At 43.9% G+C, this 26057-nt stretch carries 28 protein-coding genes; 22 read left to right on the top strand and 6 right to left on the bottom strand.

The window, feature by feature from the left end:
• Positions 1-33 precede the first annotated feature (33 nt).
• From CWC03_RS08505 to CWC03_RS08495, 3 genes are read left to right on the top strand one after another with little or no spacing between them, the layout of a single operon-like run.
• Entirely contained in the window at positions 34-351 is a 318-nt protein-coding gene (locus tag CWC03_RS08505) for a DUF440 family protein (protein ID WP_138581406.1), read from the top strand.
• A 17-nt stretch (positions 352-368) separates the two neighbouring features.
• Complete coding sequence (locus tag CWC03_RS08500) at positions 369-1196, top strand: DUF481 domain-containing protein (protein ID WP_138581404.1); 828 nt, start codon at positions 369-371, stop codon at positions 1194-1196.
• 12 nt (positions 1197-1208) lie between these two features.
• On the top strand, positions 1209-1658 hold the full coding sequence (locus CWC03_RS08495; RefSeq protein WP_138581402.1) for a hypothetical protein: 450 nt from the start codon (positions 1209-1211) through the stop codon (positions 1656-1658).
• 32 nt (positions 1659-1690) lie between these two features.
• On the opposite strand, the gene CWC03_RS08490 is transcribed toward CWC03_RS08495, so the two are convergent.
• Both CWC03_RS08490 and ygfZ read right to left on the bottom strand, forming a co-directional pair.
• A complete protein-coding gene (locus CWC03_RS08490; protein ID WP_010606755.1) occupies positions 1691-2176 on the bottom strand; it encodes an FKBP-type peptidyl-prolyl cis-trans isomerase in 486 nt (161 codons plus the stop codon).
• 11 nt (positions 2177-2187) lie between these two features.
• Positions 2188-3099, bottom strand: a complete 912-nt coding sequence (ygfZ, locus tag CWC03_RS08485) for a tRNA-modifying protein YgfZ (RefSeq protein ID WP_138581400.1) — start codon at positions 3097-3099, stop codon at positions 2188-2190.
• 160 nt (positions 3100-3259) lie between these two features.
• Here ygfZ and CWC03_RS08480 point away from each other — a divergent pair, with 160 nt between their 5' ends.
• The gene (locus CWC03_RS08480; protein WP_128726439.1) at positions 3260-3511 is read left to right on the top strand and encodes an FAD assembly factor SdhE; all 252 of its coding nucleotides are present in this window, start codon (positions 3260-3262) and stop codon (positions 3509-3511) included.
• A 40-nt stretch (positions 3512-3551) separates the two neighbouring features.
• Entirely contained in the window at positions 3552-3914 is a 363-nt protein-coding gene (locus CWC03_RS08475; protein ID WP_349304208.1) for a protein YgfX, read from the top strand.
• Positions 3915-3962: 48 nt separating this feature from the next.
• On the opposite strand, the gene nadB is transcribed toward CWC03_RS08475, so the two are convergent.
• A complete protein-coding gene (gene nadB / locus CWC03_RS08470; RefSeq protein WP_138581398.1) occupies positions 3963-5564 on the bottom strand; it encodes an L-aspartate oxidase in 1602 nt (533 codons plus the stop codon).
• Positions 5565-5860: 296 nt separating this feature from the next.
• Here nadB and rpoE point away from each other — a divergent pair, with 296 nt between their 5' ends.
• The 11 genes from rpoE (at position 5861) to CWC03_RS08415 (ending at position 16474) form a co-directional block, all read left to right on the top strand.
• Positions 5861-6442: an RNA polymerase sigma factor RpoE gene (rpoE, locus tag CWC03_RS08465; protein ID WP_010371267.1), complete on the top strand. Its 582-nt coding sequence runs from the start codon at positions 5861-5863 to the stop codon at positions 6440-6442.
• A 1-nt stretch (position 6443) separates the two neighbouring features.
• Positions 6444-7055 carry a sigma-E factor negative regulatory protein gene (locus CWC03_RS08460; protein WP_138581396.1) on the top strand — a complete coding sequence of 204 codons (612 nt, stop codon included), beginning with the start codon at positions 6444-6446 and terminating at the stop codon, positions 7053-7055.
• Positions 7056-8006 (top strand): MucB/RseB C-terminal domain-containing protein, encoded by a 951-nt coding sequence (locus CWC03_RS08455; protein ID WP_138581394.1) that lies wholly within the window; start codon positions 7056-7058, stop codon positions 8004-8006. It begins immediately after the preceding gene.
• On the top strand, positions 8003-8461 hold the full coding sequence (locus tag CWC03_RS08450) for a SoxR reducing system RseC family protein (RefSeq protein ID WP_138581392.1): 459 nt from the start codon (positions 8003-8005) through the stop codon (positions 8459-8461). The genes CWC03_RS08455 and CWC03_RS08450 overlap by 4 nt, the downstream gene beginning before the upstream one ends.
• A 59-nt stretch (positions 8462-8520) precedes the next feature.
• A complete protein-coding gene (gene lepA / locus CWC03_RS08445) occupies positions 8521-10308 on the top strand; it encodes a translation elongation factor 4 (protein ID WP_128726445.1) in 1788 nt (595 codons plus the stop codon).
• A gap of 12 nt (positions 10309-10320) precedes the next feature.
• Entirely contained in the window at positions 10321-11256 is a 936-nt protein-coding gene (gene lepB / locus CWC03_RS08440) for a signal peptidase I (protein WP_010371286.1), read from the top strand.
• A gap of 2 nt (positions 11257-11258) precedes the next feature.
• Positions 11259-11936 (top strand): ribonuclease III, encoded by a 678-nt coding sequence (gene rnc / locus CWC03_RS08435; RefSeq protein ID WP_010371291.1) that lies wholly within the window; start codon positions 11259-11261, stop codon positions 11934-11936.
• Positions 11926-12825 carry a GTPase Era gene (gene era / locus CWC03_RS08430; RefSeq protein ID WP_128726446.1) on the top strand — a complete coding sequence of 300 codons (900 nt, stop codon included), beginning with the start codon at positions 11926-11928 and terminating at the stop codon, positions 12823-12825. The genes rnc and era overlap by 11 nt, the downstream gene beginning before the upstream one ends.
• The gene (gene recO / locus CWC03_RS08425; protein ID WP_138581390.1) at positions 12826-13518 is read left to right on the top strand and encodes a DNA repair protein RecO; all 693 of its coding nucleotides are present in this window, start codon (positions 12826-12828) and stop codon (positions 13516-13518) included.
• A gap of 85 nt (positions 13519-13603) precedes the next feature.
• Positions 13604-14338 carry a pyridoxine 5'-phosphate synthase gene (gene pdxJ / locus CWC03_RS08420; RefSeq protein WP_138523147.1) on the top strand — a complete coding sequence of 245 codons (735 nt, stop codon included), beginning with the start codon at positions 13604-13606 and terminating at the stop codon, positions 14336-14338.
• Between the two features lie 81 nt (positions 14339-14419).
• Positions 14420-16474 carry a TonB-dependent receptor gene (locus tag CWC03_RS08415; protein ID WP_138581388.1) on the top strand — a complete coding sequence of 685 codons (2055 nt, stop codon included), beginning with the start codon at positions 14420-14422 and terminating at the stop codon, positions 16472-16474.
• Positions 16475-16523: 49 nt separating this feature from the next.
• On the opposite strand, the gene dapD is transcribed toward CWC03_RS08415, so the two are convergent.
• On the bottom strand, positions 16524-17351 hold the full coding sequence (gene dapD / locus CWC03_RS08410) for a 2,3,4,5-tetrahydropyridine-2,6-dicarboxylate N-succinyltransferase (protein WP_010606766.1): 828 nt from the start codon (positions 17349-17351) through the stop codon (positions 16524-16526).
• A 10-nt stretch (positions 17352-17361) separates the two neighbouring features.
• A complete protein-coding gene (gene glnD / locus CWC03_RS08405) occupies positions 17362-19980 on the bottom strand; it encodes a [protein-PII] uridylyltransferase (protein WP_138581387.1) in 2619 nt (872 codons plus the stop codon).
• Between the two features lie 216 nt (positions 19981-20196).
• Here glnD and CWC03_RS08400 point away from each other — a divergent pair, with 216 nt between their 5' ends.
• The gene (locus CWC03_RS08400; RefSeq protein WP_138581385.1) at positions 20197-20577 is read left to right on the top strand and encodes a hypothetical protein; all 381 of its coding nucleotides are present in this window, start codon (positions 20197-20199) and stop codon (positions 20575-20577) included.
• Positions 20578-20718: 141 nt separating this feature from the next.
• Here CWC03_RS08400 and map read toward each other — a convergent pair whose 3' ends face one another.
• Positions 20719-21504 (bottom strand): type I methionyl aminopeptidase, encoded by a 786-nt coding sequence (map, locus tag CWC03_RS08395; RefSeq protein ID WP_138581383.1) that lies wholly within the window; start codon positions 21502-21504, stop codon positions 20719-20721.
• A gap of 279 nt (positions 21505-21783) precedes the next feature.
• Here map and rpsB point away from each other — a divergent pair, with 279 nt between their 5' ends.
• The 5 genes from rpsB to uppS all read left to right on the top strand — a co-directional run bounded on the left by rpsB (position 21784) and on the right by uppS (position 26056).
• Complete coding sequence (gene rpsB, locus CWC03_RS08390; protein ID WP_138581381.1) at positions 21784-22512, top strand: 30S ribosomal protein S2; 729 nt, start codon at positions 21784-21786, stop codon at positions 22510-22512.
• Between the two features lie 220 nt (positions 22513-22732).
• Entirely contained in the window at positions 22733-23584 is an 852-nt protein-coding gene (gene tsf, locus CWC03_RS08385; protein WP_102057110.1) for a translation elongation factor Ts, read from the top strand.
• Positions 23585-23723: 139 nt separating this feature from the next.
• On the top strand, positions 23724-24461 hold the full coding sequence (pyrH, locus tag CWC03_RS08380) for a UMP kinase (RefSeq protein ID WP_010371324.1): 738 nt from the start codon (positions 23724-23726) through the stop codon (positions 24459-24461).
• Between the two features lie 92 nt (positions 24462-24553).
• Positions 24554-25111, top strand: coding sequence for a ribosome recycling factor (frr, locus tag CWC03_RS08375; RefSeq protein ID WP_010371327.1), 558 nt, complete (start codon positions 24554-24556; stop codon positions 25109-25111).
• A gap of 171 nt (positions 25112-25282) precedes the next feature.
• Positions 25283-26056, top strand: a complete 774-nt coding sequence (gene uppS, locus CWC03_RS08370; RefSeq protein ID WP_138581379.1) for an undecaprenyl pyrophosphate synthase — start codon at positions 25283-25285, stop codon at positions 26054-26056.
• Position 26057: the final 1 nt, after the last annotated feature.

Genomic DNA, 26057 nt, shown 5'->3' with positions numbered 1-26057 from the left:
TTGCGCCAATTTTAAAACAACAGGCTAGCGTCCATGACAGCGAGACTTTGTAGCATCGAAGAAGCCACTCACCAAGCATATGATATCTTCCTTGAGTTGGCCCCGGATAATCTTGAAGAACACGATATTAATATGTTCAATGAACATCGCGAAGATCGTGGCTTCATTGAAGAAAGTGAGCCGGACGACAGTTGGTCGAGCATAACCGCGTATGAACAAGAAGCGGAACCGGAACACTTCATTCAGGTGTTGGTCGGTATCGAGTTTGATGACTCGGATCAGGTGTACGCAAAAATCCTAATTAGCAGAGATTTAGATGCGCCGTTTTGTCATATCATTTGGAAGCAATAACCGGAAAGTAGTTGTCAGTGCCATTTTTTAGAACTTTCGCTTTACTTGCGGTTGGCTTATTTTCGCTACCGAGCTTAGCTACGGATCCATTCGAAGATTTTCACGAATATGGCAAAATGCCCGATGATGAAATTCATCAAAAACACAAGGGCGAGATGCTATACGGTGACGTTGAGTTTGGCTTTATCGTCAACAAAGGTAATACGCAAAATACGTCATTTAAGTTTAAAAGTAATCTCTACCAAGATTTCCCTAAGTGGCGTAATCAATTTAAATTTAATGGCCTTTATCGCCGCGAGCAAAATACAGAAACGGACGTCGAAGATGTCTCAGCCTCGCGCTACTTTGGCTCAGCACAAGGGAACTATAAGCTAGGGGATGACAACGCCTCGTTCTTTATGTATGGCGACTATGAGCGTGACAGGTTTAATGGCAAGGAATACACCACGACATTTGCGCTAGGTTATGGCAACCGTGTGTACGAGGGGAGAAAGAATACTGTAGACATTGACATCGGTCCCGGTATGTCGATCTCTCGTGTGGATAACGAAATTGAGCTTGAAGCGGAAGAGGATAGAACGGAAAAAGGCCAGCTTTTGCGGATGGCATTGCAATGGGAAAGAAACGTTTCAAAGCGCACCCGCTTTAATCAAGATATCAGTTTTGAGCAATCGCTGTCAGGTTTGAACTCCCGGTTGTTTGCTGAATCAGCGCTAGTGACACAAGTGATAGGCGGTATTGCGTTGAAATTTGCGTTTATTTACCGTTATAACTCGCAGCCAGAAGATGAAAAAGAAAAAGTAGACACCGAGCTTGGTGCTACATTAGTTTACAGCTTTGATTAAAGAAGACTATCGATGTATAAAAATACACAATTTGCATGGGTGATATGGTTGTTTCTAGCCTTTATCGCCAGTTTTACCGTATTGGCAATTTTTCTAACTGGTAGCAATCTCGCTTTTGTTAGCTTTTTGGTGATCCTCGCGCTTGTCGCCTTTATCTTTTATGGCTTAACCATTCAAGTGAACCAAGAGCAACAAACGTTAAGCTGGTGGTTTGGACCTTCAGTTGCCAAAATGACCTTAAAGTTTGACGATATCGATTATGTTCAACCCGTGACTAATTCTCTACGTCATGGCATTGGTATGCGGATCAGTACAGATGGTTGGGTATACACAGTTGCTGGGTTCAAGGCGCTTGAAGTGGTGATGAAGGACGGAACTAAATATCGTTTAGGCACCAATGACCAAGAAAATTTGGTTTCGGCTATGGAAAGTAAACTTAAACAAGAAAAAAGCGCTGAATGATCAGCGCTTTCTATTAGTAGTTCGACTAATTCTTAGTGGTCGTGGCCACAACCACCTTCGCCATGAACATGGCCGTGTGCAACTTCTTCAGCTGTCGCTTCACGTACTTCAAGCACTTCAACGTCAAAATTCAGTGTGATCCCAGAAAGTGGGTGGTTCGCGTCAACAATGACTTCTTCATCTTCGATACCGATGATCACAACGATTTGGTCGCCTTCATCGGTGGTAGCTCTAAATTGCATACCCACTTCGATTTCCATGCCTTCAAACATTGATTTAGGAACCGCCTGAGTCAGTTCGTCAAAGCGTTCACCATAGCCTTCTTGTGGCTCTATGGTCACGCTGAAAGTGTCACCAGCTTGTTTGCCTTGTAGGGCATCATCAAGACCTGGGATCAGATAGCCGGAGCCAAGCATCGCTATCACTGGCTCATCATCAAATGTGCTATCAATCGTATTGTTGTCTTTGTCTTGAACTGAGTAGTGGATTGTCACTACCGAGTTAGGGCCAATAATCATATAAGATCCCGTTAGTTGTCTTCTAAAGAATAAGGTAGAGGTTGAATAGTAAGACTCACCTCTGGTGAATTTTTTGCTCTTAGCACCGCGTTTTGTGGTGTGTCATTTGGCATCACAGCCAGCGCGTAATAACGGCCGCTGTTAGCATCAAAGGTTTGTTGAATAACTTTGCCACCACGACGCCAGTTGTCTTCAATCTGCAGTTCAATGTCAGCTTCTTCAATGCGCTCTGCGGTGTTGCCTGTCACTATGTACATGGCACGCTTGTTTTTACCAAGATAGCGCATTCGAGCTACGGTTTCTTGACCAGTATAGCAACCTTTCTTAAAGCTGATCCCGTTGAGGGCTTGAAGGTTAACCATTTGTGGTACAAATTCATCCACGTGATCAGCATCAAGACTTGGCTCTCCTGCTAAAATGCTGGCCGCAATAAAGGGAGCTGGATTGCTTTGTTGTTCTACGTCCGCGGGTAAACTTGCACCATCGAACGCGATGAAAACAAAGCGCTCGTCTGTGAGTTTTAACAGTTTGCCGTTGGTAACATCAACAGCGCTTGCGTCAGACGGAAGCTCAACGCCGAAAGCAGTAGTAAGCGCTTCACTGTCTTGAGTGATTAAGCCAAAGACTTCACAGTCAGCAAAATCAATGTCAACTTTGGCAAAAACGCCGTACTTTTTTAGCTCACGAAGTGATGCTTCAGCTTCGGCTACACCTGCAAGCATCAAGTAGTCGCCTTGATATTGAGTTAAGCGCGACACAGACCAAAGTTTGCCTTTAGGGCTACAATGCCCAGACCACATAAAATTATCTTCTTTGATAAGGTTAATGTCTTGAGTAACCTGACCGTGCAAATAGCTAAGTTTATCTTGTCCTGAAATGCGAATAACCTTGAACGGAAGCGAATAAGCACGAGCAATTGACATAATGTTGATCCCTATTAAAGTGTTTTCGTAATGTTACCGTAAAATCATAAGTGGAGATAGGGACGGACGATTTCAATGTGCCATTTCTATAAGTTTTATGGCATATGTCCTGCGCAGTGGGTATAATTTTCTCAATAGTTTATGAGGGGTTAATCAGTTTATGGTTGAGTTACTGCCTAAAGCTCGAGTTAAATGGGCTTGCCGTCGTGGCATGTTAGAGCTGGACGTTATTTTGGGGCCATTTGTTGAGCAGGCTTATGACGCGCTTTCTGACGAAGGTAAGTACGTGTTTCAGCGTCTAGTTACCTGTGAGGATCCAGATTTATTCGCTTGGTTTATGGGTCATGAAGAATGTCCTGATCCAGAGCTAAAACGTATGGTTAAGTTAATCCTTGATCGGATCCGCGTATAGAATCGACTTTCAACACAATCTTCAGAACCACACCTTCTTTGTGGTTCTTTTTTCTTGCCTCGCTTTTATCCTATTTCTGCTGTTTCCAACACTGTGGTGGTTAGTCGCCATCGTGTTTGCTGTTACGGGTTATTTCAGTTGGCAAACTGTTCTGTCTCGTACACCAAAGGCGGGTATTGTACTCATGCTCCCGAAGGAAAACTTTGTTGAAATACAGTCGCAAACGATAAATTTCAAAGGGCAGCTTATTGGTGCGACCATATGGTTTGACAGTCAAATAGCACTAAAAATCATGGATGTTAACCAAGCTAAGCAGCAGATATTTTTGACTCGACAGGCAATACCAGAAGCGGACTGGCGTTTACTTTGTCGCACTGCGCTTCTAACCAATAAGAAAGAGTGAAGAGAGCATAGCGCTAAAATTCAGCTCATGCTCCACATTCACATATTATTATTTTGTCGGTGACAATATGGTAGGAGTGGGGTTTTCAGCCATGTCTGGGAAGTCAATGGTGTAGTGAAGCCCGCGACTTTCTTTACGTTCTAACGCGCTTCGAATAATAAGTTCAGCTACTTGTACTAAGTTACGTAATTCAAGCAGGTTGTTACTCACTCTAAAGTTGGCATAATAATCGTGGATCTCTTGCTGCAATAACTCAACACGGCGTAGCGCACGTTCTAACCGTTTAGTTGAGCGAACAATGCCAACATAATCCCACATAAATAACCTAAGTTCATGCCAGTTGTGGGTGATCACAACTTCTTCATCCGAGTTGCTGACACGGCTTTCGTCCCAATCTGGTAACTTAGATGGCTCAGGGCGTTTATCAATTTTAGCTAAAATATCTTTTGCGGCTGCGTGGGCAAACACAATGCATTCTAATAATGAGTTACTCGCCATGCGGTTTGCGCCGTGTAGACCTGTGTAAGCCACTTCGCCGATTGCATATAGATTGTCGATGTCAGTACGACCGTTAAAATCAGTCATAACACCACCGCAAGTATAATGGGCTGCTGGCACTACAGGGATTGGCTCTTTAGTGATATCTAAACCAACACTTAAGCACTTAGCATAAATCGTCGGGAAGTGTTCAATGATAAATTCTTTATCTTTATGAGAGATATCCAGATAGACGCAATTTGCACCTAATCGTTTCATCTCATAATCAATGGCACGGGCGACCACATCGCGAGGGGCGAGTTCTTCGCGCTCATCGAAGTCAGGCATAAAGCGTGTGCCGTCAGGACGTTTTAGCAGAGCGCCTTCACCGCGCATGGCTTCGGTTATTAAAAAGTTTTGTAGCTCAGGGTGGTATAGGCTGGTCGGGTGAAATTGATTAAACTCCATGTTGGCCACACGGCAACCTGCACGCCACGCCATTGCGATGCCATCACCCGAAGAAACATCTGGATTTGAGGTATATAAGTAAACTTTACTGGCGCCACCCGTTGCTAAAGCGACAAACTTAGCTGAGATGCTCTCAACTCTATCCGCTTTGCGGTTGTATACATAAACACCTTTAATATCGCTTGAGTCACCATGTTTGTCTTTAATGAGATCGATAGCGTTGTATTGCTCAAGAATATTAATTTTTGGGTGTAACTGTACTTGGCTAATTAATGTGGTTTGAACGGCTTTACCCGTTGCATCAGCTGCGTGCAATATACGGCGATGTGAATGCCCACCTTCACGCGTTAAATGAAAGCGCTCTTTGCCTTTGCTATCTACTTCCATATCAAATGGTACGCCTTGCTCAATCAGCCACTTCAAGCAATTTTTTGCATTTGAGGCAGTATAGTGCACCGCATCGCGGTCACATAAACCAGCGCCTGCTGCAAGCGTGTCTTCGACATGAGATTCAATACTGTCATTTTTCTTATCGAATACTGCGGCAATGCCACCTTGAGCATAAAGCGTGGAACCCTCTTTTAATGCTCCTTTGCTTATTACAGTAACCTTACAGTGGTTTGCCAAAGAGAGCGCAAGAGAGAGCCCTGCAGCGCCACTGCCAATAATGACTACATCAGTATTGTGGTGAGTCGTATTTTTCATATTCGAAGATCTTTACTGTTTTTGCGTTTAATTCTGCTATTTATACCACATCTGCTATCATAGAAGGCAGAGAGTTTGTTCCGTTTAATGAGAATCATTTAGAACATTTTGTGTGACTGCTAATGGAATAATGCTAAAAAGCAGCCAAGAACTAGTACGCAAAGATGGATGAATTCGTTTATTTTAAAAAAAAATACAAAAAAACAGAACTTTTTATTCAGTACTAAGTCAGAGTAGCTGTGAATGATGGCAACTAGATACGATTTAGAAAAGCAAAAAGAGGAGTACCGGCTCGAATGAGCGAGCAGGATTTAGATCTAGATATAGTTAAACGCGTTCAACAGGGAGATAAAAACGCATTCAACCTGTTAGTTGCCAAGTATCAAAATAAAGTCGCAGCGCTGATTTCTCGTTATGTAGCGAATCAAGGCGATGTGGCAGATGTGGCACAGGAAACGTTCATTAAAGCTTACCGAGCGTTGCCTAACTTTAGGGGCGAGAGCGCATTTTATACTTGGTTGTATAGAATAGCGGTTAACTGTTCAAAAAATTACTTGGTGGCGCTTGGTCGAAAGCCGCCAGCAAACGACGTAGATGCGGAAGAAGCTGAGTTTTATGATGGTGCAGACCAATTAAGATCGAACGCTTCACCGGAAAATCTATTGTTAAGCGACGAAGTGAAAGCAGTTATCTTCAAAACTATCGAGCGTTTGCCTGATGACTTAAAAACCGCAATTACTTTGCGTGAAATCGAGGGCATGAGCTACGAGGAGATAGCTGTCATTATGGATTGTCCGGTAGGTACAGTTCGTTCGAGAATTTTTCGCGCAAGGGAAGCGATAGATAACAATTTGAACCCATTAATAGGTGAGTCTTAATATGGCACAAGCTGAAAAACAAGTGACAGAAGATTTAACGACATCGCAAATTTTTGACGGTGATCTGTCACTCAACGCTGAAACTGATGTTCGTTTGGACGAACAAAAGTTTGCTCGGTATGCCTTGATTGGTGATGTAATGCGTAGTCAAAAGCAAGACACACCTTGCATTGATATCACCAGCAGCTTTGCAGCGGCACTTGAACAAGAGCAAACGTATAGTGAGCCGGCTGTTGAGCAAGTGAAAGAAACGACGCCGAAGAGCAATGTGATTGAGCTAAGTGCATGGCGTAAGCCGTTTGCACAAGTGGCTATCGCGGCAAGTGTGTCATTGTTTGCTGTGCTTGGGGTTAATACGCTAAGCACTGATGCGACTTTGCCTGCAGGTGAGACGTTACAGTTGCAATCAACTCCTTTTGCCGGAGGTGTTTCTCCTGTGAGCTTATCAACTGAGCCTGCGCTTGAATCAGCGGCTAAAGGTATTAGAGAGTTACAGCAGCAGCGTATTGGTGCGTTGGTGCTAGAGCATCAAAGACAGTCTCGTATGGCGTACGCGCTGCAGCAATCTGGTGAAAGCAACAGCGCTGAAAAGCAAGAGGAAAAAGAGCAATAAATGAGAGCACTGTTAGTTGTAGTAAGTGTATTTTTCTCTAGTTGGCTGTGGGCAAATGAAAGCGTATCAGCCAAACAACTGCTAAAAGACATGGCAGAAGCGGTGCATCATAGAAACTTTGATGCATCGTTTGTCGTGGTGAAAGGAAAATCTATGGAGCCGTACCGTTGGCTTCATGGTAACCAAAATGGGACTGAATTTGAGCTTTTAAGTTTGCTCAATGGTGCTGGACTTGAAATGATCCGCATTGGTGACAAAGTAACTTATTTTGAACCAAAGTCTGAGCCTTACACCATCCAAACAGATTCGATAGCAGGTCCTATTCCCGAAGTTTTATTCAAAAATATCGACAGCCTCAAAGAAAGCTATGATTTTGTCTTAGGGGGTAAAGGTCGGATCGTTGACCGACCTGCTCAGCTTGTCAGATTAGAAGCAAAGGACGACGCTAAATACAATTATTGGTTGTGGATCGATACAGAGTCATCTCTGTTGCTAAAATCCGCTTACGTAAACCAACAAGGCGAGTTACTAGAACAGCTTCAGCTTACCCATATCAGCGTGACAGAAGCCCCAGCTGAGCAATTGTTAGAACTGTCACAAAAGCAGTTTCCTGAAGCTGTTTCAGGGTTATTAAAGACCCTTGAGAACGGCACAAAAAACAACTGGCAAATTGGTTGGTTACCTCAAGGCTTTGAGCTGCTAAAATCCGACAGACATAAGTTAGATTTAAACAATGAGCTGGCAGACTACTACTTGTTTTCCGACGGCCTTGTTGATATTTCGGTATTTGTACAACGTCCTTTACCGGGTCAGCGCCCAAGTGGCGCGCTCTCGTCAGGTGCGACAACAGTGTACGTACACAACACAGGTGCATTTGATGTATCTGTAGTTGGAAATATTCCAGCAATGACCGCAAAAGCAATCGCTGAGTCTGTGAAAAGACCTTTATGATAGAACAAACTCTGACAGTTGCCGCCAAAAAAGGCGCAACTGTCTACTTAGAAGCACAGCCAAAACCCGCTTGTGAAGGCTGTAACGGCAAATGCGGCTCCCAAGTATTCGCCAAACTCTTTGGCACCCACAAAAAACAATTCCCTGTAGATTTGACGGAACCTGTCGAAATTGGTCAAAAAATTAAGTTGGCATTAGACGACTCTAATGTGGTGAAACATGCGTTTTATGTTTACATGATGCCATTACTTTTTGCTTTTGCAGGCATGTTTATCGCGGCCCTCGTGCTGGGTCTTAATGAACCTTTACAGATCCTCTTCGCATTTATGAGTGCTGCATTAGGTTTATTTTTCGCCAGAGTTCAAGGGGATAAGCTCAAACATCAGGTAAAAGTGATAAAAATTTACCCAATTAGCCTACCAATAACGCAAATAGATGGTGATTGTACTAAATAAAATGTAAAATCGAGCCCTTAATCTCTATTTGTGACTAACAGAAGTATTGAATCCAGTATATGAAGCATATCCGTAACTTTTCTATTATTGCCCACATTGACCATGGAAAATCGACGCTATCAGACCGCTTAATCCAAGTTTGTGGAGGTTTAACAGACCGCGAAATGCAGCAGCAGGTACTGGATTCGATGGACATCGAACGTGAGCGCGGTATTACCATCAAAGCACAGAGTGTAACGCTTAACTATCAAGCAAAAGATGGTGAAACCTACCAGCTAAACTTTATCGACACTCCAGGACACGTTGACTTCACTTATGAAGTTTCGCGCTCTTTAGCCGCTTGTGAAGGTGCGCTATTAGTAGTTGACGCAGGTCAAGGTGTTGAAGCACAAACGCTAGCGAACTGTTACACCGCACTTGAGATGGACTTGGAAGTTATTCCAGTTTTGAACAAAATTGACTTACCACAGGCCGATCCGCTTCGCGTAGCAGAAGAAATTGAAGATATCGTCGGTATTGAAGCATTAGAAGCGGTGCGTTGTAGTGCGAAAACAGGGATCGGCATTGATGAAGTGCTCGAAGTGATCGTACGTGATATTCCACCGCCAGAAGGTGAGCCAAATGCGCCACTACAAGCACTGATTATCGATTCATGGTTTGACCCGTACCAAGGCGTAGTGTCATTGGTGCGTATTAAAAACGGTGAATTGAGAGCGGGCGAGAAGATCAAGATTATGTCTACAGAGCAAGCTCACCAAGTAGACAAGGTTGGTATCTTTACACCAAAGCAGACCAATACCGGAGTGTTGAAAACGGGTGAAGTAGGTTTTGTTATCGCAGGTATCAAAGATATTCATGGCGCACCTGTTGGTGATACCATTACTATGGCTCGCGATTCCGCAACAGACCGTTTGCCAGGTTTCCAGAAGGTAAAGCCTCAGGTATATGCGGGAATGTTCCCAATTTCATCTGATGATTATGAAAACTTCCGCGATGCACTAAACAAATTAAGCCTAAACGATGCATCATTATTCTTCGAGCCTGAAAACTCGACGGCACTGGGTTTTGGTTTCCGTTGTGGCTTCCTTGGTATGCTTCATATGGAGATCATTCAAGAACGCCTTGAACGTGAATATGATATGGATCTTATTACCACGGCACCAACGGTAATCTATGAAGTAGAAACTAAGCACGGTGTGGTGAAAATCGATAATCCATCGGATTTACCTCCAGTAAACGACATTATTGAAATTCGCGAACCAATTGTTGAAGCAAATATTCTCGTTCCTCAAGAATATTTAGGTAACGTTATTACGCTGTGTGTTGAAAAACGTGGTGTGCAAACCAAGATGACCTATCACGGAAAGCAAGTAGCGTTAACCTATGAATTGCCAATGTCAGAAGTAGTGATGGATTTCTTTGATAAGCTGAAGTCGACCAGCCGAGGTTTTGCATCACTTGACTACAACTTCAAGCGTTTTGAAGCATCAGACATGGTGCGTGTTGATATTCTGATCAATGGCGATCGCGTTGATGCGCTTGCAATAATTGTTCACCGCGATGGTTCACAAACCCGTGGCCGTCAGTTAGCTGAAGCGCTGCGAGAATTGATCCCTCGCCAAATGTTTGATATTGCTATTCAAGCTGCAATTGGTAATCACGTTATTGCGCGTAGTACAGTTAAGCAGTTACGTAAAAACGTAATCGCAAAATGTTATGGTGGTGACGTGAGCCGTAAGAAAAAGCTACTGCAAAAGCAAAAAGAAGGTAAGAAGCGTATGAAGCAACTTGGTAACGTTGAAGTGCCACAAGACGCATTCTTAGCAATATTGAAAGTAGGTAAGTAACAGGAAATACAAATGGCAGGTTATTTTTCAATTTTATTGGTGCTACTCACGGTCGGTTCTGGCCTTATTTGGTTGATCGATCATTTGGTGTATGCACCGAAAAGACAAGCTAGGCTTGCTATTGCGCAAGGTGCGTCTGACACTCAGTTAGATGCTGACATCATTGCGGAAATAGCACCTGAACCTGCCATTGTTGAAAACGCGAAATCAATTTTTCCTATGATTGCCGCAATCACGATTTTCCGTTCGTTTATTTTTGAACCGTTTCAAATTCCATCAGGCTCAATGATGCCAACCTTATTGGATGGCGATTTTATTCTAGTGGAAAAATATGCTTACGGGATTAAAGACCCTGTGTGGCGCAGCAAAATCGTCGAAACGGGCACTCCAGAACGCGGTGATATTGCGGTGTTCAAGTTTCCGCTAGACGAGCGTATTGATTTCATCAAACGTATTGTTGGTTTACCGGGCGACCATATTGTTTATCGCAATCGTCAGCTTTACATTAAACCTAAGTGTGAAGACGGGCAGAGTGAAGCAAACGGGTTGACATGTGGCGAATATAACAAGATTGATGTAGATATTGTAAATCGTGATGAGTTTACGCAAGGCCCAATGCAGTTAGTACGTCTAACAGAGCATTTGCCAAATGTAGAACATGATATTTTAATTAATCCTGAAGTGTTAGAGTTAACAGATCGCTACTATCAACAACCAGGTACTCGCCGCGATGAGTGGGTAGTACCAGAGGGAAGTTATTTTGCGATGGGTGATAACCGTAATAACAGCCAAGATAGCCGTATGTGGGGTTTTGTACCTGATGAAAATTTGGTTGGAAGAGCGGTATTTATTTGGTTAAGTTTTGATTTTGATAATGGCCCAGACAGCATTTTGCCAGGGTGGGTTCCAACTGGTGTTCGTTTTGAACGCCTAGGTAGTATTCAGTAAAAATGAAAAGAAACGTAGAAGAACTTTATAATAAAATAGGGTACAACTTCTCTGATAAGGCGCTGCTTGAGCAGGCTTTGACGCATCGCAGTCACAAAGGCCAGCACAACGAGCGTCTCGAATTTTTGGGCGACTCTATTTTAAGCTTTGTGATTGCAAATGCTTTGTATCACAAGTTTCCAAAAGCGCGTGAAGGTGATTTAAGCCGCATGCGCTCAACGTTAGTGCGTGGTCAAACGCTGGCGGAATTCGGTGTGGAATTCGCGCTGGGTGATTATCTGCGCCTAGGTCCAGGTGAGCTAAAGAGCGGCGGTTTTCGCCGTGAGTCAACGCTCGCAGATGCAGTAGAAGCCATAATTGGTGCGGTGTTCTTAGACTCTGACATCGACGTGTGCAGAGATTTGGTACTAAGTTGGTACGAATCACGCTTAACTGCGATTTCACCTGGTCATAATCAAAAAGACCCGAAGACGCTGCTGCAGGAGTATCTACAAGCTCGAAAATTACCTTTACCGGGCTACACTGTAATAGATACCAAAGGGCAAGCTCACAACCAAACATTCACGGTCGAATGTATAGTGGAAGGGATGGAAAGTATAATTTCAGTAGGCAGCTCGCGACGTAAAGCTGAGCAAAAAGCTGCCGAAAAAGCGCTTAAGATATTAAAGAATGACGCTTGATACACATTGCGGCATGATTGCCATTGTCGGTAGACCTAACGTAGGGAAATCGACACTATTAAATAAATTGGTTGAGCAAAAGGTAAGTATTACCTCGCGTAAACCACAAACTACTCGTCACCGCATCATGGGGATCCATACAGAGGGTAACTATCAAGCGGTGTACGTTGATACGCCAGGACTTCATATTGAAGAAAAGCGTGCGATTAACCGGTTAATGAACCGAGCAGCTTCAAGCTCAATCGGCGACGTTGAATTGGTTATTTTCGTTGTAGAAGGGACACATTGGACGCCTGATGACGAAATGGTACTGGCTAAAGTTAAAGACAGCGGTCGTCCTATCTTGGTGGTGATGAATAAAACCGATCAGGTGAAAGATAAAGACTTGTTGATGCCACATATTCAGTGGTTGAGTGAACAGGGGGATTTTATCGGGATCGTACCTATCTCTGCGAAGCAAGGTAAGAACGTTGATATGATCAGAGAAGAAGTGCACAAGCGTTTACCTGCGTGTGAATTCTATTTCCCTGAAGATTACGTTACCGATCGCTCAATGCGTTTTATGGCGGCAGAGATCGTGCGTGAAAAACTGATGCGCTTTATGGGCGATGAACTACCGTACTCGGTGACGGTAGAGATCGAACAGTTTAAGTGGCAAGACAACGGTGTTTGGCAGATAAACGCGTTGATCCTTGTTGAGCGCGAATCGCAAAAACGCATGGTGATAGGCAACAGAGGCGAAAAGCTTAAAGTGATCGGCCGCGAAGCGCGTAAAGATCTTGAAAACATGCTAGACAACAAAGTCTATCTCGAATGCTGGGTTAAAGTGAAATCTGGTTGGGCAGACGACGAACGTGCTCTTCGTAGCTTAGGGTACGGAGAGGACTGATTGGATAGCGACTTTCGACGAGCCTATCTGTTACATCGCAGACCTTACAGCGATTCTCAGGTACTGCTTGACGTACTGGTCGAAGGCGTTGGACAACTCAAAATGCTTGCCCGAGTAAAGGGCAAGCAATCCCTCAAACATAATGCCCAGTTGCGGCCATTTTCATTACTTTTACTGCAATATGCAGGCAGATACGACTTTAAATACGTAAATCGTTTTGAGCCCACGGACAACCAAGTCCAACTCGTTGGGCGGCAGTTATATTGTGGCTTGTATCTCAATGAGCTGACGCAACGCGTAGTACCAACTAACGAACCGCTAGAGCAGATCTTTGCGCTCTATCAGTTACATTTAATGCGTTTGGCCCAAGATGAAGATGTCGAGCCTATCTTACGCAGCTTTGAGTTGCAATTATTGGGTGAACTTGGGTTTGGTGTAGAACTGGAGTTTGACGCAGAAGGTAATCCAGTGAAGCCAAAAACCGCGTATAAGTATATATCTGAGTATGGTTTTATTGCAGTCGGTCGTGAACCTGATACGATACCGGGCAGCATGTTGTTGGCTATTGCCAATCAAGATTTCCAAGACCTTGCCGTGAGAAGGGCGGCTAAACAATTAACACGTAGGTTAATGGCACCGCTAGTTGGTAAGCAAGGGCTGAAAAGCAGAGAACTATTTATTTCGAAGAAATAATATCAATTTAATCAAAATTATAAATCGGTATCGCAGTAATAAGTGGGTAATCCACTTGCTACGTCATATTATCAAGGGATAAACGATGAAAGATATTTTACTCGGCGTCAACGTAGACCATATTGCAACGCTTCGTCAGGCGCGTGGCACTAGCTATCCAGATCCTGCACATGCAGCAGCAGTAGCTGAGCACGCAGGTGCTGATGGCATTACGATTCACTTGCGTGAAGACCGTCGCCACATTCAAGATCGCGATGTTTACGTGATGGCAAAAACCATCCAAACACGTATGAATCTAGAAATCGCAGTAACTGATGAAATGCTCGACATCGCTTGCGAAGTAAAACCAGAATATGTTTGCCTAGTGCCAGAAAAACGCGAAGAGTTAACGACGGAAGGTGGCTTAGACGTTGCGGGTAATCTAGATAGGATCACAGCGGCAACTCAGCGTCTAGCTGATGCAGGTATCAAAGTAAGCTTGTTCATCGATGCGGATAAAAAGCAGCTAGATGCTGCAAAGCAAACCGGTGCGCCTTACATTGAGATCCACACTGGTGCTTATGCGGATGCTGAGAGCGACACCGAAATGAGCGCTGAACTTGAACGCATTCGTGAAGGCGTTAAGTATGCTCATGGCTTAGGTCTTATTGTCAATGCAGGCCATGGTTTGCATTATCATAATGTTAAACCGATTGCACAAATGCCAGAAATCTACGAACTTAACATTGGTCATGCTATTGTTGCTCGAGCGGCAATTGATGGACTTGAAAAGGCGGTACGAGATATGAAGCGTTTGATGTTAGAGGCAAGACAGGCATAACGCTTAGTGGTAAAGAGAACGAAAGGGCTGTGTAGCCCTTTCTTTTTGCCTTGTAATCAGGTTAATACAATTGGTATCAAAATGAAAAAAATGGTGTTGGTCTTTGTAGGTTGTGCCCTTGTACCGCAACTTAGCGAAGCGACAGAGAACAACGAATTTGAAATCATCACTACTACGGCATCCAGGTTAGCTGAGACGGTAGGAGAGCGCCCTGTAAGCCTCTCTTTGCTCACAGAAGCTCAGTTAGATGACATAGGCGTCACGCATATCGAAAAAGCGTTGAGGCTTGTTGCTGGTGCAAATATACAACATGGTAATGGTCAAGAGTATCTACCTGCATTGCGCTCACAAGTGCTATCTGGTGCAGGCGCATGTGGCGGCATTTTTATGGCTGAAGATGGTATTGCACTCAGAGCCGCAGGTTTTTGTAATATCAATGAACTATTTGAATCGCACTATGAAGCTGCAGAGCGTATTGAAGTGCTAAAAGGGCCAAATAGCGTGTTGTATGGCTCTAATGCGGTGCACGGAGTAGTTAATGTGATCACTTCAAATAATATTCAAAAAGCACCTAGGGTTGCACTAGATATCGGCTCCTATGGTTATAGTCGAACTCGGATACAAGCTGGCGATAAAGCCCTTGGCTTGGGCGCCGCGTTAACCCTTACAAAAGATACGGGTTATCGTGACGATGAAAGCGTTGAGCAACAAAAGTTGAGCGTCAAACACCAATATGAAGGTGAGAAGATTGATGTCGTATCTGGAATGACATACACCCACCTAGATCAGCACACTGCGGGTTATGTAACAGGAGTGGATAGTTATAAAAATAAGCAATTGGCGAAGCAAAACGAAAACCCTGAAGCATTTAGAAAGGCGGAGTCATTTAGAGCTTGGATAGAAATAACCGGGTACTTTGACGATAGCAACACCGTGCTGATAAAACCTTATGTTCGCTGGCAAGAGATGGAATTTGTTAAGCATTTCTTGCCGGGTAAGCCGTTTGAAGAAGATGGTCAAACTGGTGTGGGGCTGCAAACGCTTATACACACTGAATTCAGTGACTCAATACAACTAGATTGGGGAATGGATACGGAGTATACCCAAGGCGAGATGTTGCAGTATCAGCCTACGCCGACTGAAGGCTCTGCATTTTTGCGTTCAACTATTCCCACAGGAAAGCATTACGACTATGAAGTAGATGCGATACAACTCGCGCCTTTTGCAAATCTCAGTTGGCGACAAGGTAACTGGTTAGTCGAACTGGGCGGTCGTTTTGAGTCAATGAAATACGATTATCGCAACTTTTTGCCTACTGGGCGTACCAAAGAAGATGGTTCGGTGTGTGCAATGGGAGGATGCCGTTATAGTCGCCCAGCCAGTGGCAAAGATAGCTTTGCTTATTTTTCACCAAAATTTGGCCTAAGCTATGCGTTCACTGAGCGACATATTGCCTATGCTAACGTGTCTCAAGGTTATCGTGCGCCACAAACTGCTGAGCTTTACCAATTGCAGCGAGAGCAGTTAAAAGCCTCGCTAGAGGAGGAAAAGGCGGATAATATCGAGCTTGGACTAAAGGGGAGAGCAGATAGTCTTGGTTATCAGATCGCGATTTATGATATGAAAAAAGAAAACTTAATCTTCCGAGATAGTGACTTTTTCTATATCAACGATGGTCGCTCAAGGCACCGAGGTGTGGAGTTGGAGCTGAGTTATTCATTCTCAGCACATTGGCAACTAGATCTCGCCGCAACCCATGCTAAGCATACCTATGAACAAGATAATATTCTTAGTGGTATCAATATTAATGGCAACGATCTAGATTCAGCACCAAGGAACGTCTTTAACGCCCAATTACACTGGCAAGCACTAGATAACCTCAGTTGGTCTTTAGCTTGGCATCATGTAGGAGAGTATTTTACTGACCCCGAAAATCTTCATCGTTATTCTGGTCACGATGTACTGAGCTTACGAGGAAAGTGGCAGGTAAATCCGCATTTGGCGTTGACGATGAGAGTGAAAAACCTAACCGACGAGCGCTACGCTGAGCGTGCCGATTACACTTCATTTAGTGGTGAAAGGTACTTTCCAGGAAGACCAAGAAACATTCTAGTGTCATTGGACTACCGCTGGTAATACATGAAAAAGGGAGCAGAAAGCTCCCTTTTCGAAACCGTCGTGACAATTAGTCGTCTAGTGAGCGAAGTAGTGCATTGATCCCAACTTTTTCGCGAGTTTGCTGATCTACTTTTTTCACAATAATTGCTGCATACAGGCTATGAGATCCATCTTTACTTGGGAGTGAACCTGGCACTACCACAGCACCGGCTGGCACACGACCATAATGGATTTCACCAGTTTCACGGTCATAAATACGAGTGCTTTGTGAAATATAGACACCCATGGAGATGACCGCACCTTCTTCAACAATCACACCTTCGACAATTTCAGAACGCGCGCCGATGAAACAGTTATCTTCAATAATCGTTGGATTGGCTTGTAACGGCTCTAATACGCCACCAATGCCCACCCCCCCAGATAGGTGTACGTTTTTACCGATCTGTGCACACGAGCCTACGGTTGCCCAAGTGTCTACCATAGTACCTTCATCAACATATGCACCGATATTAACGTAAGACGGCATAAGTACCACGTTCTTACCGACAAAGCTGCCCTGACGTGCTACCGCGTTTGGTACCACGCGCATACCACCTTGTTGGAATTGCTCTGGTGTGTAGTCTGAGAATTTTAATGGTACTTTGTCATAAAACTGGTTAACGCCATCGCTCATTGGTTGGTTGTCACGAATTCTAAAAGACAGCAGCACCGCCTTTTTCAACCATTGATGTACAACCCACTCACCGCTAATTTTTTCCGCAACACGCGCCGCACCTGAATCTAGCATTTCTAACGCGTTGACAATCGCTTGTTTTACTTCGTCTGATACCGTGGTTGGGGTGATGGTATCGCGATTTTCCCATGCGGTTTCAATAGTCGTTTTTAAATCAGACATAAATTCCTCGTTAATCTGTTTCAGCATTTAATTTCTTGAGTAGGGCACGGTGAAGCTCGGCTTTTTGGACTTCATCTAGTGCCTTGTAATCTTTGTTTGAGACGACGAAAAAGTCTTCTGCGCGTTCGCCGACGGTTGTAATGCGCGCGGCATGAATATGTAGTGAATAGGCCTGAAATACCTCAGCAATTTTAGTCAGCAACCCCGGAATATCAATGGCCTGAATTTCAATAAGGCTACGGTTTGCTCTAGCATGAGGGCGTAAGATAATTTTTGGCCTAATATTAAAATCTTTAAACTTCTGTGAGCGATTCTTTTTTACTCTGATTTTCTTTTTAGGATCTTTTAGGAGCGTCTCTAAACCTCTTCTGATCCCCGCTGCACGACTGGTGCTGAGCGGATCGCCATTCACTTCTAGGATAACAAAACTAAAGACAACATAACCATCTTTTGTGGTCATGACCTGAGCATGCTGGATCTGTGCTTTTTTAGAACCAATTACGCTGACTAGTTTGGCGAATAGTGCCGATTCATAAGGACTGTATACGAATACTTGCGTCCCGCCATGCATAGGCTTGTCAGAGACGATCACGCTTGGCTGACTTAAGTCATCAGACTTTAATAGATGCTCAGTATGCCAAGAGATCTGCTGTTCACTAAAAGCGGTAAAATAGTTAGCCTTAAAGCGTGACCAAATAAGGTCAATGCACTCTTCGAAGTAGCCCAAATTAATCAGCCGTTGCTTGGCTTGGCGTTTCTTATCACGGATCTGATCGCGCATATCCATTGGGTTTTCAAGACCCAAGCGCAATGCCCGCTGAGTATGCAGATACAGCTCGCGTAAGAGGGTATTTTTCCAGTCGTTCCAAAGGTTGTCGTTGGTGGCACGAATGTCGGCAACCGTTAAGCAATAGAGATAATCTAGCTGACGTTCGTTTTTCACTTTTTGTGCAAATTCAGCAATAACATCGGGGTCGTTAATATCTTTACGCTGGGCTGTAACAGACATCAGGAGGTGATTTTGCACCAGCCATGCGACAAGCTTCGCATCCGACGACGTAAAGCCGTGCATTTTGGTAAATGCCATGGCGTCAACTGCGCCAAGCTCGGAATGGTCGCCACCTCGACCTTTGGCAATATCGTGAAAGATCCCAGCTAAGTAAAGTAGTTCTGGCTTATCCATGCGGGCAACAATCTCAGAACAAATAGGGAACTCGCTAATATGCTCTTTATCGAAATAGCGGTAGATGTTATTGATGAGCTTATGGGTATGTTCATCCACTGTATAAGCGTGAAATAGGTCGAACTGCATTTGGCCAAAAATATTACGCCACTGCGGTAAATAGGCGGCGATGATCCCGTGTTTGTGCATCAGCGTAAACGCTCGACCCATGCCGTTGGGGTGTTTCAATAACCTTAAAAAAGCATCACGACAGCCTGCGTAATCTTGTAGATCACCTAATAAACGGCGTCTTACTTGGCGCATGGTACGGATGGTACTTGGGTCAATGTGAGTGATTTTAGGGTTGTCCGCAATATGCTCAAAGAGGACAAACAAATTCTCTCGACGAAAAAAGACCGAAGGATTTTTAACGCGAATTTTATTGCCAATACGCTCAAAGTTTCTGTCGAGTGGCACGGCTTCTTGTTCCAACTGCTCGGGAAGAATGCTTTGTTCGAAATAGGAAAGTAGCATCTGGTTCATTTCGCGCACTCGGCTCATGATCCTAAATAAGCGTTTCATCATGCGCTCGACTGAGGCTTTACCCTCAGAGCCAAAACCGAGGAGCTCAGCGGCATGTGGTTGATGGTCAAACAGTAAACGGTTCTCACTGCGACCAGCAGCCAGGTGTAGCGCAAAGCGAATGTTCCACAGGTTTTCGATGCACTCTAACAGCTCTTGATATTCTTCATGGGTCAAATAACCGTGATTGATCAACTCTTCCAAAGTTTCAGCGCGAAAGTGCTTTTTAGCGACCCAAAAAATGGTTTGCAGATCGCGAAGGCCACCGGGGTTTTCTTTAATATTAGGCTCAAGGTTATAGGCGGTACCGTGGCATTTTTTATGGCGAATATTCTGCTCGTTGACCTTGGCGATAAAAAAGTCACTAGATTGCCAAATTGGGGTTTCAACGATATGTCGTTTGAGGTGTTCATACTCAATGTGGTTACCACAAATTAGGCGGCTTTCTAGCAGACTTGTGGCAAAGTGAACGTCATTTTGTTTTTGTTCTAGGACTTGTTCATGGGTTCTTACGCTGTGACCTATATCTAGACCTAAATCCCATAAATAAGTGACAAAACGCTCTAAACAGCTGGTCACTTCTTCACAGGGAACGGATTTAGTCAGCACCAAAAAATCGATATCAGAGAACGGGTGTAGTTCACCACGACCATAACCACCAATGGCGATTAACGATAAGTCTGGTTGGTGCGCCAGTCCGGTTTCATTAAACAATTTAATCAACAATCGGTCGATAAATTCGGCTCGAGAGTTAATTAGATTTCTAACGGGTTGCTTGGCAAATTGATTGCTTAGCCATTTGTAGAAAAAAGCAAGACAATCACGGTAATCGGTAAGTTCTTGTGCTTCGTCGAGAAGCGTCTTCACTTTGTTCGGTAATGCCACTTAGGATCCTGTGTCATGCGCGCAAAAACAGTAGAATCCTGTTTTACACTAAATAAATAAGAATTGCGAGTGACGCCGTTGAACATCGCATCACTCGAACATTTAGCGAGCACTATCAAGGTACTAAAAGGTGAATATTATTCAAGTCTCGGCAGTTTACTTCTCCCTATGGTGTGAGTAATTATTAAACACTACTTTAATCAAGGAGACGGAAAAATGAACATAAGTACCGGAATAGCAATAGCAAGCACGTTGCTGATTTCATCTTTGGCCAGCGCATCGACAACATACAGCGCTTATGGCTCTACGGAACTTGAGGCTCGGCAAGCTGTGCTTAATTGGGCTAATGGTCGAGCTGCTTCGATCACCTGTAGTAGGTTACAAATGGGAGCGCCATGGCAGTGTACTGGCAGGCTTCTTTCTACAGGCGGTACAATCGTGAGGGTGTCCGCATACGGGTATTCAGAAACGAATGGCGCAGCAAATGCGGTTGCTGCATGGCAATCAAGAACCGGATCTTCAAGAGTTCCATCTGTGAGCTGTGATTACATTGGTGTAGGTCCAGGTTGGCAATGTACTGCTTGGGGCCGAATATAAACCAGTTTCAAAGCTACTTAGATCAACTCAAAGTAGCTACTGAAATATGAAACCTTAGCTTGAAAGATGCCAAGTATCACGTTTGTTCGCTTCAAACGAATTCAGTTAGTATTACTTGGCATTCTTTTCAAATAATTGTGTTTAATGTTCGATGATTCTGTCTATTGTTTCATCACTACGTAGCGTTAAGATCTCAACGCCATTATCGGTGACAAGCAGCGTGTGTTCCCACTGTGCTGAAAGACTGCGGTCTTTGGTAACAACAGTCCAATCGTCTTTTAGTAGCTTACATTGGCGCTTACCGGCGTTAACCATAGGCTCGATAGTCAAACACATGCCAGCTTTGAGCACTTCGCCAGTACCCGGTTTGCCATAGTGCATTACCTGCGGCTCTTCATGGAACTCTTTACCGATACCGTGACCACAATATTCACGCACGATAGAGTAGTTAAAGCCTTCTGCATACTTTTGAATTGCAGCGCCAATATCACCCAAACGCACGCCCGGTTTTACCATTTTTATCGCAAGGTATAGGCTTTCTTGCGTGATTTCGCTTAAGCGCTTACCTTGGATCGTTGGTGTACCAACATAAAACATTTTTGACGTATCCCCATGGTAACCGTCTTTTATCACAGTGATGTCGATATTGATAATGTCGCCTTCTTTTAGCGGTTTATCGTTCGGGATTCCGTGACAAATAACGTGGTTAACTGAGGTACAAATAGACTTCGGAAAGCCGTGATAATTTAGCGGTGCAGGAACAGCGCCTTGCTCATCAACAATGTAGTTGTGACAAATGGTGTTTAATTCGTCGGTGGTCACCCCTGGCTTAACGTACGGCTCGATCATTTCCAGTACTTCCGCGGCTAAACGCCCGGCAACACGCATTTTTTCGATTTCTTCAGGGGTTTTGATCACTGCACTCATTTAGACTCCAAGTCAATTTAGATGAACATTTATTATGCACAAATTTTACGCATAAGATTGAGTTAATTCTTTATATATGGTATAAAGCGCGCCGTCTTTTTACAAATAATTCTTCCTCACACAATGAGAATGAATGTTTGTAGTTAAGACAACACACTTATTAATATTAACACACACACATATCGACACATACACTTGGGTGCATGCAGTTATAAAAACTTCGTGTTGGTGCTATGGGATATGTGGAGGCCTAACCCTAACTTTTAGAGGAAATATACAATGGCAAACGTTTCAATGCGCGATATGCTTCAAGCTGGTGTTCACTTCGGTCACCAAGCACGTTACTGGAACCCTAAGATGAAGCCTTTCATCTTCGGTGCACGTAACCGCGTTCATATCATCAACCTAGAAAAAACTGTTCCTATGTTCAACGATGCACTTAAGTTCTTACAGAACGTAGCATCTAACAAAGGCAAAATCCTTTTCGTAGGTACTAAGCGCGCTGCAAGCGAAGCAGTTAAAGAAGCGGCTATCCAAAGTGAGCAGTTCTACGTAAATCACCGTTGGTTAGGTGGTATGTTGACTAACTGGAAAACAGTTCGTCAATCAATCAAGCGTCTTAAAGAGCTTGAGACTCAAAGCCAAGACGGTACTTTCGAGAAGCTTACTAAGAAAGAAGCGTTAATGCTTACTCGTGAAATGCAAAAGCTTGAAAAAGGCCTTGGCGGTATCAAAGATATGGGCGGTCTTCCTGACGCTATCTTCGTTATCGACGCTGACCACGAGCACATCGCTATCCGTGAAGCTAACAACCTAGGTATCCCAGTAGTATCTGTTGTTGATACTAACTCTAACCCAGATGGTGTTGATTTCATCATCCCAGGTAACGACGACGCTATCCGCGCAATCCAGCTATACACTGGTGCAGTAGCGAATGCTATCACTGAAGGTCGTGAAAGCAACATCGTTGCTCAAGCAGAAAACGACGACTTCGTTGAAGCTGAGTAATTACCTGATTAGGTATTAGCTGTCATCAAGTCTTCATCAAATTATTGATGAAGACTTGATATTCTTTATAAGCGATTAACTGCTTATCCCGTTGTTTGCCAAGCAGACCTTGAAAGATAACGGATTTTTATCAAATTGAGGCGAGCTGTACTTGATTTGATATTCAGCCAACCTAAGGTTGGTTTTATCAAGAACTGAATTCAGATTTGAGGATATTCTAATGGCTGTAACTGCTGCCCTAGTAAAAGAACTTCGTGACCGCACTGGCGCTGGTATGATGGATTGTAAAAAAGCACTGACAGAAACTGGCGGTGATATCGATCAAGCAATCGAAAACATGCGTAAAAGTGGTGCTGCTAAAGCTGCTAAAAAAGCAGGCAACATCGCTGCTGAAGGTACAATCATCATCAAGCAAGGCGAAGGTTTTGCTGCACTAGTAGAAGTTAACTGTCAAACTGACTTCGTAGCAAAAGATGCAAGCTTCCTTGCATTTGCTAACGAAATTGCTGACGCAGCTGTAGCTGAGCAACTAACTATCGAAGACTTACAAGCTAAGTTTGAAGAGACTCGTGTTGCACTAGTAGCTAAAATCGGTGAGAACATGAACATCCGTCGTGTTTCTTACATTCAAGGTGACAAGCTAGTTGCTTACCGTCACGGCGAGCGTATCGGTGTTGTTGTAGCTGGTGATGCTGACGAAGAAACACTTAAGCACGTTGCAATGCACGTTGCTGCTTCTAAGCCAGACTACCTAAACCCAGAAGACGTACCTGCTGAAGTAGTTGAAAAAGAAAAAGCGGTTCAAGTTGAAATCGCAATGAACGAAGGTAAGCCAGCTGAAATCGCTGAGAAAATGGTTGTTGGTCGTATGAAGAAGTTCACTGGTGAGATCTCTCTTACTGGTCAAGCTTTCATCATGGAACCTAAGAAATCAGTGGGTGACTACCTTAAAGAGAAGAATGCATCTGTTTCTTCATTCGTTCGCCTAGAGGTAGGTGAAGGTATCGAGAAGAAAGAAGAAGATTTCGCAGCAGAAGTTGCAGCACAAATCGCTGCAGCAAAAGGCCAGTAATCACTTATTGTGATGCCTAATGACGTAAAAGCTGACATTAGCTTTGCGTCATTGCTGAAAATTCTCTAAAATAACCGCGCATTTATGTCTAGCATAAGCGCGGTTATTTTTTACCTCACTTTTAATTGGCCCGGATATTATGACTATCAATAAAAAACCTGTTTTTAGACGCGTTCTTTTAAAGCTTAGTGGTGAAGCTTTAATGGGAGATGAAGGCTTTGGTATCGATCCAAAAGTATTGGATCGTATGGCACAAGAAATCAAAGAGTTAGTAGAGCTCGACGTAGAAGTGGGTTTGGTTATCGGTGGCGGTAACTTCTTACGTGGTGGTTCACTTGCAGAAGCGGGCATGAACCGAGTTGTGGGCGACCACATGGGAATGCTGGCGACCGTCATGAATGGTCTTGCGATGCGTGATGCGCTGCACCGTGCTTTTGTAAATGCACGTTTGATGTCTGCTATCCCGCTAAATGGTGTGTGTGATGCGTACAATTGGGCAGAAGCAATTAGCCTGTTAAAATCAGGCCGTGTTGTTATCTTCTCTGCAGGTACGGGCAACCCATTCTTTACTACGGACTCAGCAGCATGTTTGCGCGGTATCGAGATTGAAGCGGATACTGTGATTAAAGCCACTAAGGTCGAAGGGGTATTTAGTGACGATCCGGTGAAAAACCCAGATGCCACGCTATACCGTACGTTGACTTATAACGAAGTGATAGATAAAGAATTAAAAGTGATGGATTTAGCTGCATTTACACTGGCACGTGACCACAATATGCCAATTAGCGTATTCAACATGAATAAACCAGGTGCATTGAAAAATGTCATCATGGGTGAAGAGGAAGGTACCCTTATCTCTTCTCAAGCAGCAGAATAATCTGACGACTATTTCAGCAACTCGCAGTTAAGTAGCGAATCTCTAAATTGCGAGTATAATCTGGCATAACAAGAACAGACTAGGAAAGTATTGTGATCGAAGATATTAAAAAAGACGCTCAAGAGCGCATGAAAAAAAGTGTGGCTGCACTTGGAAGCCAGCTTTCTAAAATCCGCACAGGTCGTGCACACCCAGCGCTACTAGATGGTATTTCTGTTTCTTACTACGGTGCAGATACACCGCTAAACCAAGTAGCAAACGTAACGACGGAAGACTCTCGTACACTGGCTATCAGCGTATTCGATAAGTCGCTTGCACAAGCGGTAGAAAAGGCAATTATGTCTTCTGACTTAGGTCTAAACCCAATGTCAGCAGGTACCGTGATCCGTGTTCCACTTCCTCCACTAACTGAAGAGCGTCGTAAAGATCTAATCAAGATCGTACGTGGTGAGGTTGAAGGTGGTCGTGTTGCAGTACGTAACATTCGCCGTGACGCAAACGGTGATATTAAATCACTACTAAAAGACAAAGAAATTTCTGAAGACGAAGCGCGTCAAGCTGAAGATGATATCCAAAAATTGACTGATAAGTTCATCAAGGAAATGGATACACAACTAAGCGCGAAAGAAGCAGAGTTGATGGAAATCTAAATGTCTATATCCTAGCGTTTATGTTTACGCACTGTTTACGTATTGCAGAAAATTCTGCTTTGTTTCTGAGCAGTTAGCGTTTTTTTGGCTAGGTACAATGACAAATTTATTAGGTTTGAAGCGCCGCCTAGGGTATACTAGGCGGCGTTTTTTTTCACTTAAATTGGAATTATGGTTTTAAAAGCAGAGGTTATTTCGCAGCAATCATTGCCAAAACATGTTGCGATAATAATGGATGGCAACGGTCGTTGGGCTCAAGCTCGTAGGCGCCCACGCGCCTTCGGACACAAGAAGGGCGTAGATTCGGTTCGCAGTGCTGTGCAATTCTGTTCCAAGTTAGGCATAGAGTCTTTGACGCTATTTGCCTTTAGTAGTGAAAACTGGCGTAGACCAGAAGATGAAGTCAGCACATTAATGGAATTATTTATTTATGTGTTGTCTAAAGAAGTTAAAAAATTACATAAGAACAACGTAAAGCTAACCATTATTGGCGATCTTTCTCGTTTTCCCGACAGCCTCCAACAGCGTGTTCGTGAAGCTCAAACATTGACCCAGGACAATACAGGGCTTAACTTAAACATTGCAGCAAATTACGGTGGACGTTGGGATATCACACAGGCAGCACAGCACCTCGCAAAACAAGTTGCAGCGGGTGAATTGCAACCAAGTGATATAACCGAAGATGCCTTGACAGAGCAGATGACGATGGCCGATCAAGCGAATCTCGACTTGCTGATCAGAACGGGAGGCGACTTCCGCATCAGTAACTTCTTGCTATGGCAAGCTGCGTATGCCGAACTCTATTTTACCGACACGCTTTGGCCTGATTTTGACGAGCAAGCATTCTCTGAAGCCATTGCTTGTTACGTGTCTAGAGAGCGACGCTTCGGATGCACAGGAGAGCAAATAAAGCAGCTCCTCGCAGAGAAAGGCGCAACAAGTTAAG

The organism is Pseudoalteromonas sp. S2755 (assembly GCF_005886535.1).
Lineage (GTDB): Bacteria > Pseudomonadota > Gammaproteobacteria > Enterobacterales > Alteromonadaceae > Pseudoalteromonas.
The sequence above is the reverse complement of the archived record's forward strand: the minus strand, read 5'-3'. Positions and strand labels throughout refer to the sequence as shown.

What these genes read in the sequence shown, in the direction of transcription:
- CWC03_RS08495 (WP_138581402.1), top strand. Translation starts at nt 1,209, where the DNA reads ATGTATAAAAATACACAATTTGCATGGGTGATATGGTTGTTTCTAGCC.
- tsf (WP_102057110.1), top strand. Translation starts at nt 22,733, where the DNA reads ATGGCTGTAACTGCTGCCCTAGTAAAAGAACTTCGTGACCGCACTGGC.
- nadB (WP_138581398.1), bottom strand. Translation starts at nt 5,564, where the DNA reads ATGAAAAATACGACTCACCACAATACTGATGTAGTCATTATTGGCAGT.
- CWC03_RS08455 (WP_138581394.1), top strand. Translation starts at nt 7,056, where the DNA reads ATGAGAGCACTGTTAGTTGTAGTAAGTGTATTTTTCTCTAGTTGGCTG.
- rnc (WP_010371291.1), top strand. Translation starts at nt 11,259, where the DNA reads ATGAAAAGAAACGTAGAAGAACTTTATAATAAAATAGGGTACAACTTC.
- lepB (WP_010371286.1), top strand. Translation starts at nt 10,321, where the DNA reads ATGGCAGGTTATTTTTCAATTTTATTGGTGCTACTCACGGTCGGTTCT.
- CWC03_RS08415 (WP_138581388.1), top strand. Translation starts at nt 14,420, where the DNA reads ATGAAAAAAATGGTGTTGGTCTTTGTAGGTTGTGCCCTTGTACCGCAA.
- pdxJ (WP_138523147.1), top strand. Translation starts at nt 13,604, where the DNA reads ATGAAAGATATTTTACTCGGCGTCAACGTAGACCATATTGCAACGCTT.
- CWC03_RS08480 (WP_128726439.1), top strand. Translation starts at nt 3,260, where the DNA reads ATGGTTGAGTTACTGCCTAAAGCTCGAGTTAAATGGGCTTGCCGTCGT.
- rpoE (WP_010371267.1), top strand. Translation starts at nt 5,861, where the DNA reads ATGAGCGAGCAGGATTTAGATCTAGATATAGTTAAACGCGTTCAACAG.
- ygfZ (WP_138581400.1), bottom strand. Translation starts at nt 3,099, where the DNA reads ATGTCAATTGCTCGTGCTTATTCGCTTCCGTTCAAGGTTATTCGCATT.
- lepA (WP_128726445.1), top strand. Translation starts at nt 8,521, where the DNA reads ATGAAGCATATCCGTAACTTTTCTATTATTGCCCACATTGACCATGGA.
- CWC03_RS08460 (WP_138581396.1), top strand. Translation starts at nt 6,444, where the DNA reads ATGGCACAAGCTGAAAAACAAGTGACAGAAGATTTAACGACATCGCAA.
- CWC03_RS08400 (WP_138581385.1), top strand. Translation starts at nt 20,197, where the DNA reads ATGAACATAAGTACCGGAATAGCAATAGCAAGCACGTTGCTGATTTCA.
- map (WP_138581383.1), bottom strand. Translation starts at nt 21,504, where the DNA reads ATGAGTGCAGTGATCAAAACCCCTGAAGAAATCGAAAAAATGCGTGTT.
- pyrH (WP_010371324.1), top strand. Translation starts at nt 23,724, where the DNA reads ATGACTATCAATAAAAAACCTGTTTTTAGACGCGTTCTTTTAAAGCTT.
- uppS (WP_138581379.1), top strand. Translation starts at nt 25,283, where the DNA reads ATGGTTTTAAAAGCAGAGGTTATTTCGCAGCAATCATTGCCAAAACAT.
- era (WP_128726446.1), top strand. Translation starts at nt 11,926, where the DNA reads ATGACGCTTGATACACATTGCGGCATGATTGCCATTGTCGGTAGACCT.
- CWC03_RS08490 (WP_010606755.1), bottom strand. Translation starts at nt 2,176, where the DNA reads ATGATTATTGGCCCTAACTCGGTAGTGACAATCCACTACTCAGTTCAA.
- rpsB (WP_138581381.1), top strand. Translation starts at nt 21,784, where the DNA reads ATGGCAAACGTTTCAATGCGCGATATGCTTCAAGCTGGTGTTCACTTC.
- CWC03_RS08450 (WP_138581392.1), top strand. Translation starts at nt 8,003, where the DNA reads ATGATAGAACAAACTCTGACAGTTGCCGCCAAAAAAGGCGCAACTGTC.
- dapD (WP_010606766.1), bottom strand. Translation starts at nt 17,351, where the DNA reads ATGTCTGATTTAAAAACGACTATTGAAACCGCATGGGAAAATCGCGAT.
- CWC03_RS08505 (WP_138581406.1), top strand. Translation starts at nt 34, where the DNA reads ATGACAGCGAGACTTTGTAGCATCGAAGAAGCCACTCACCAAGCATAT.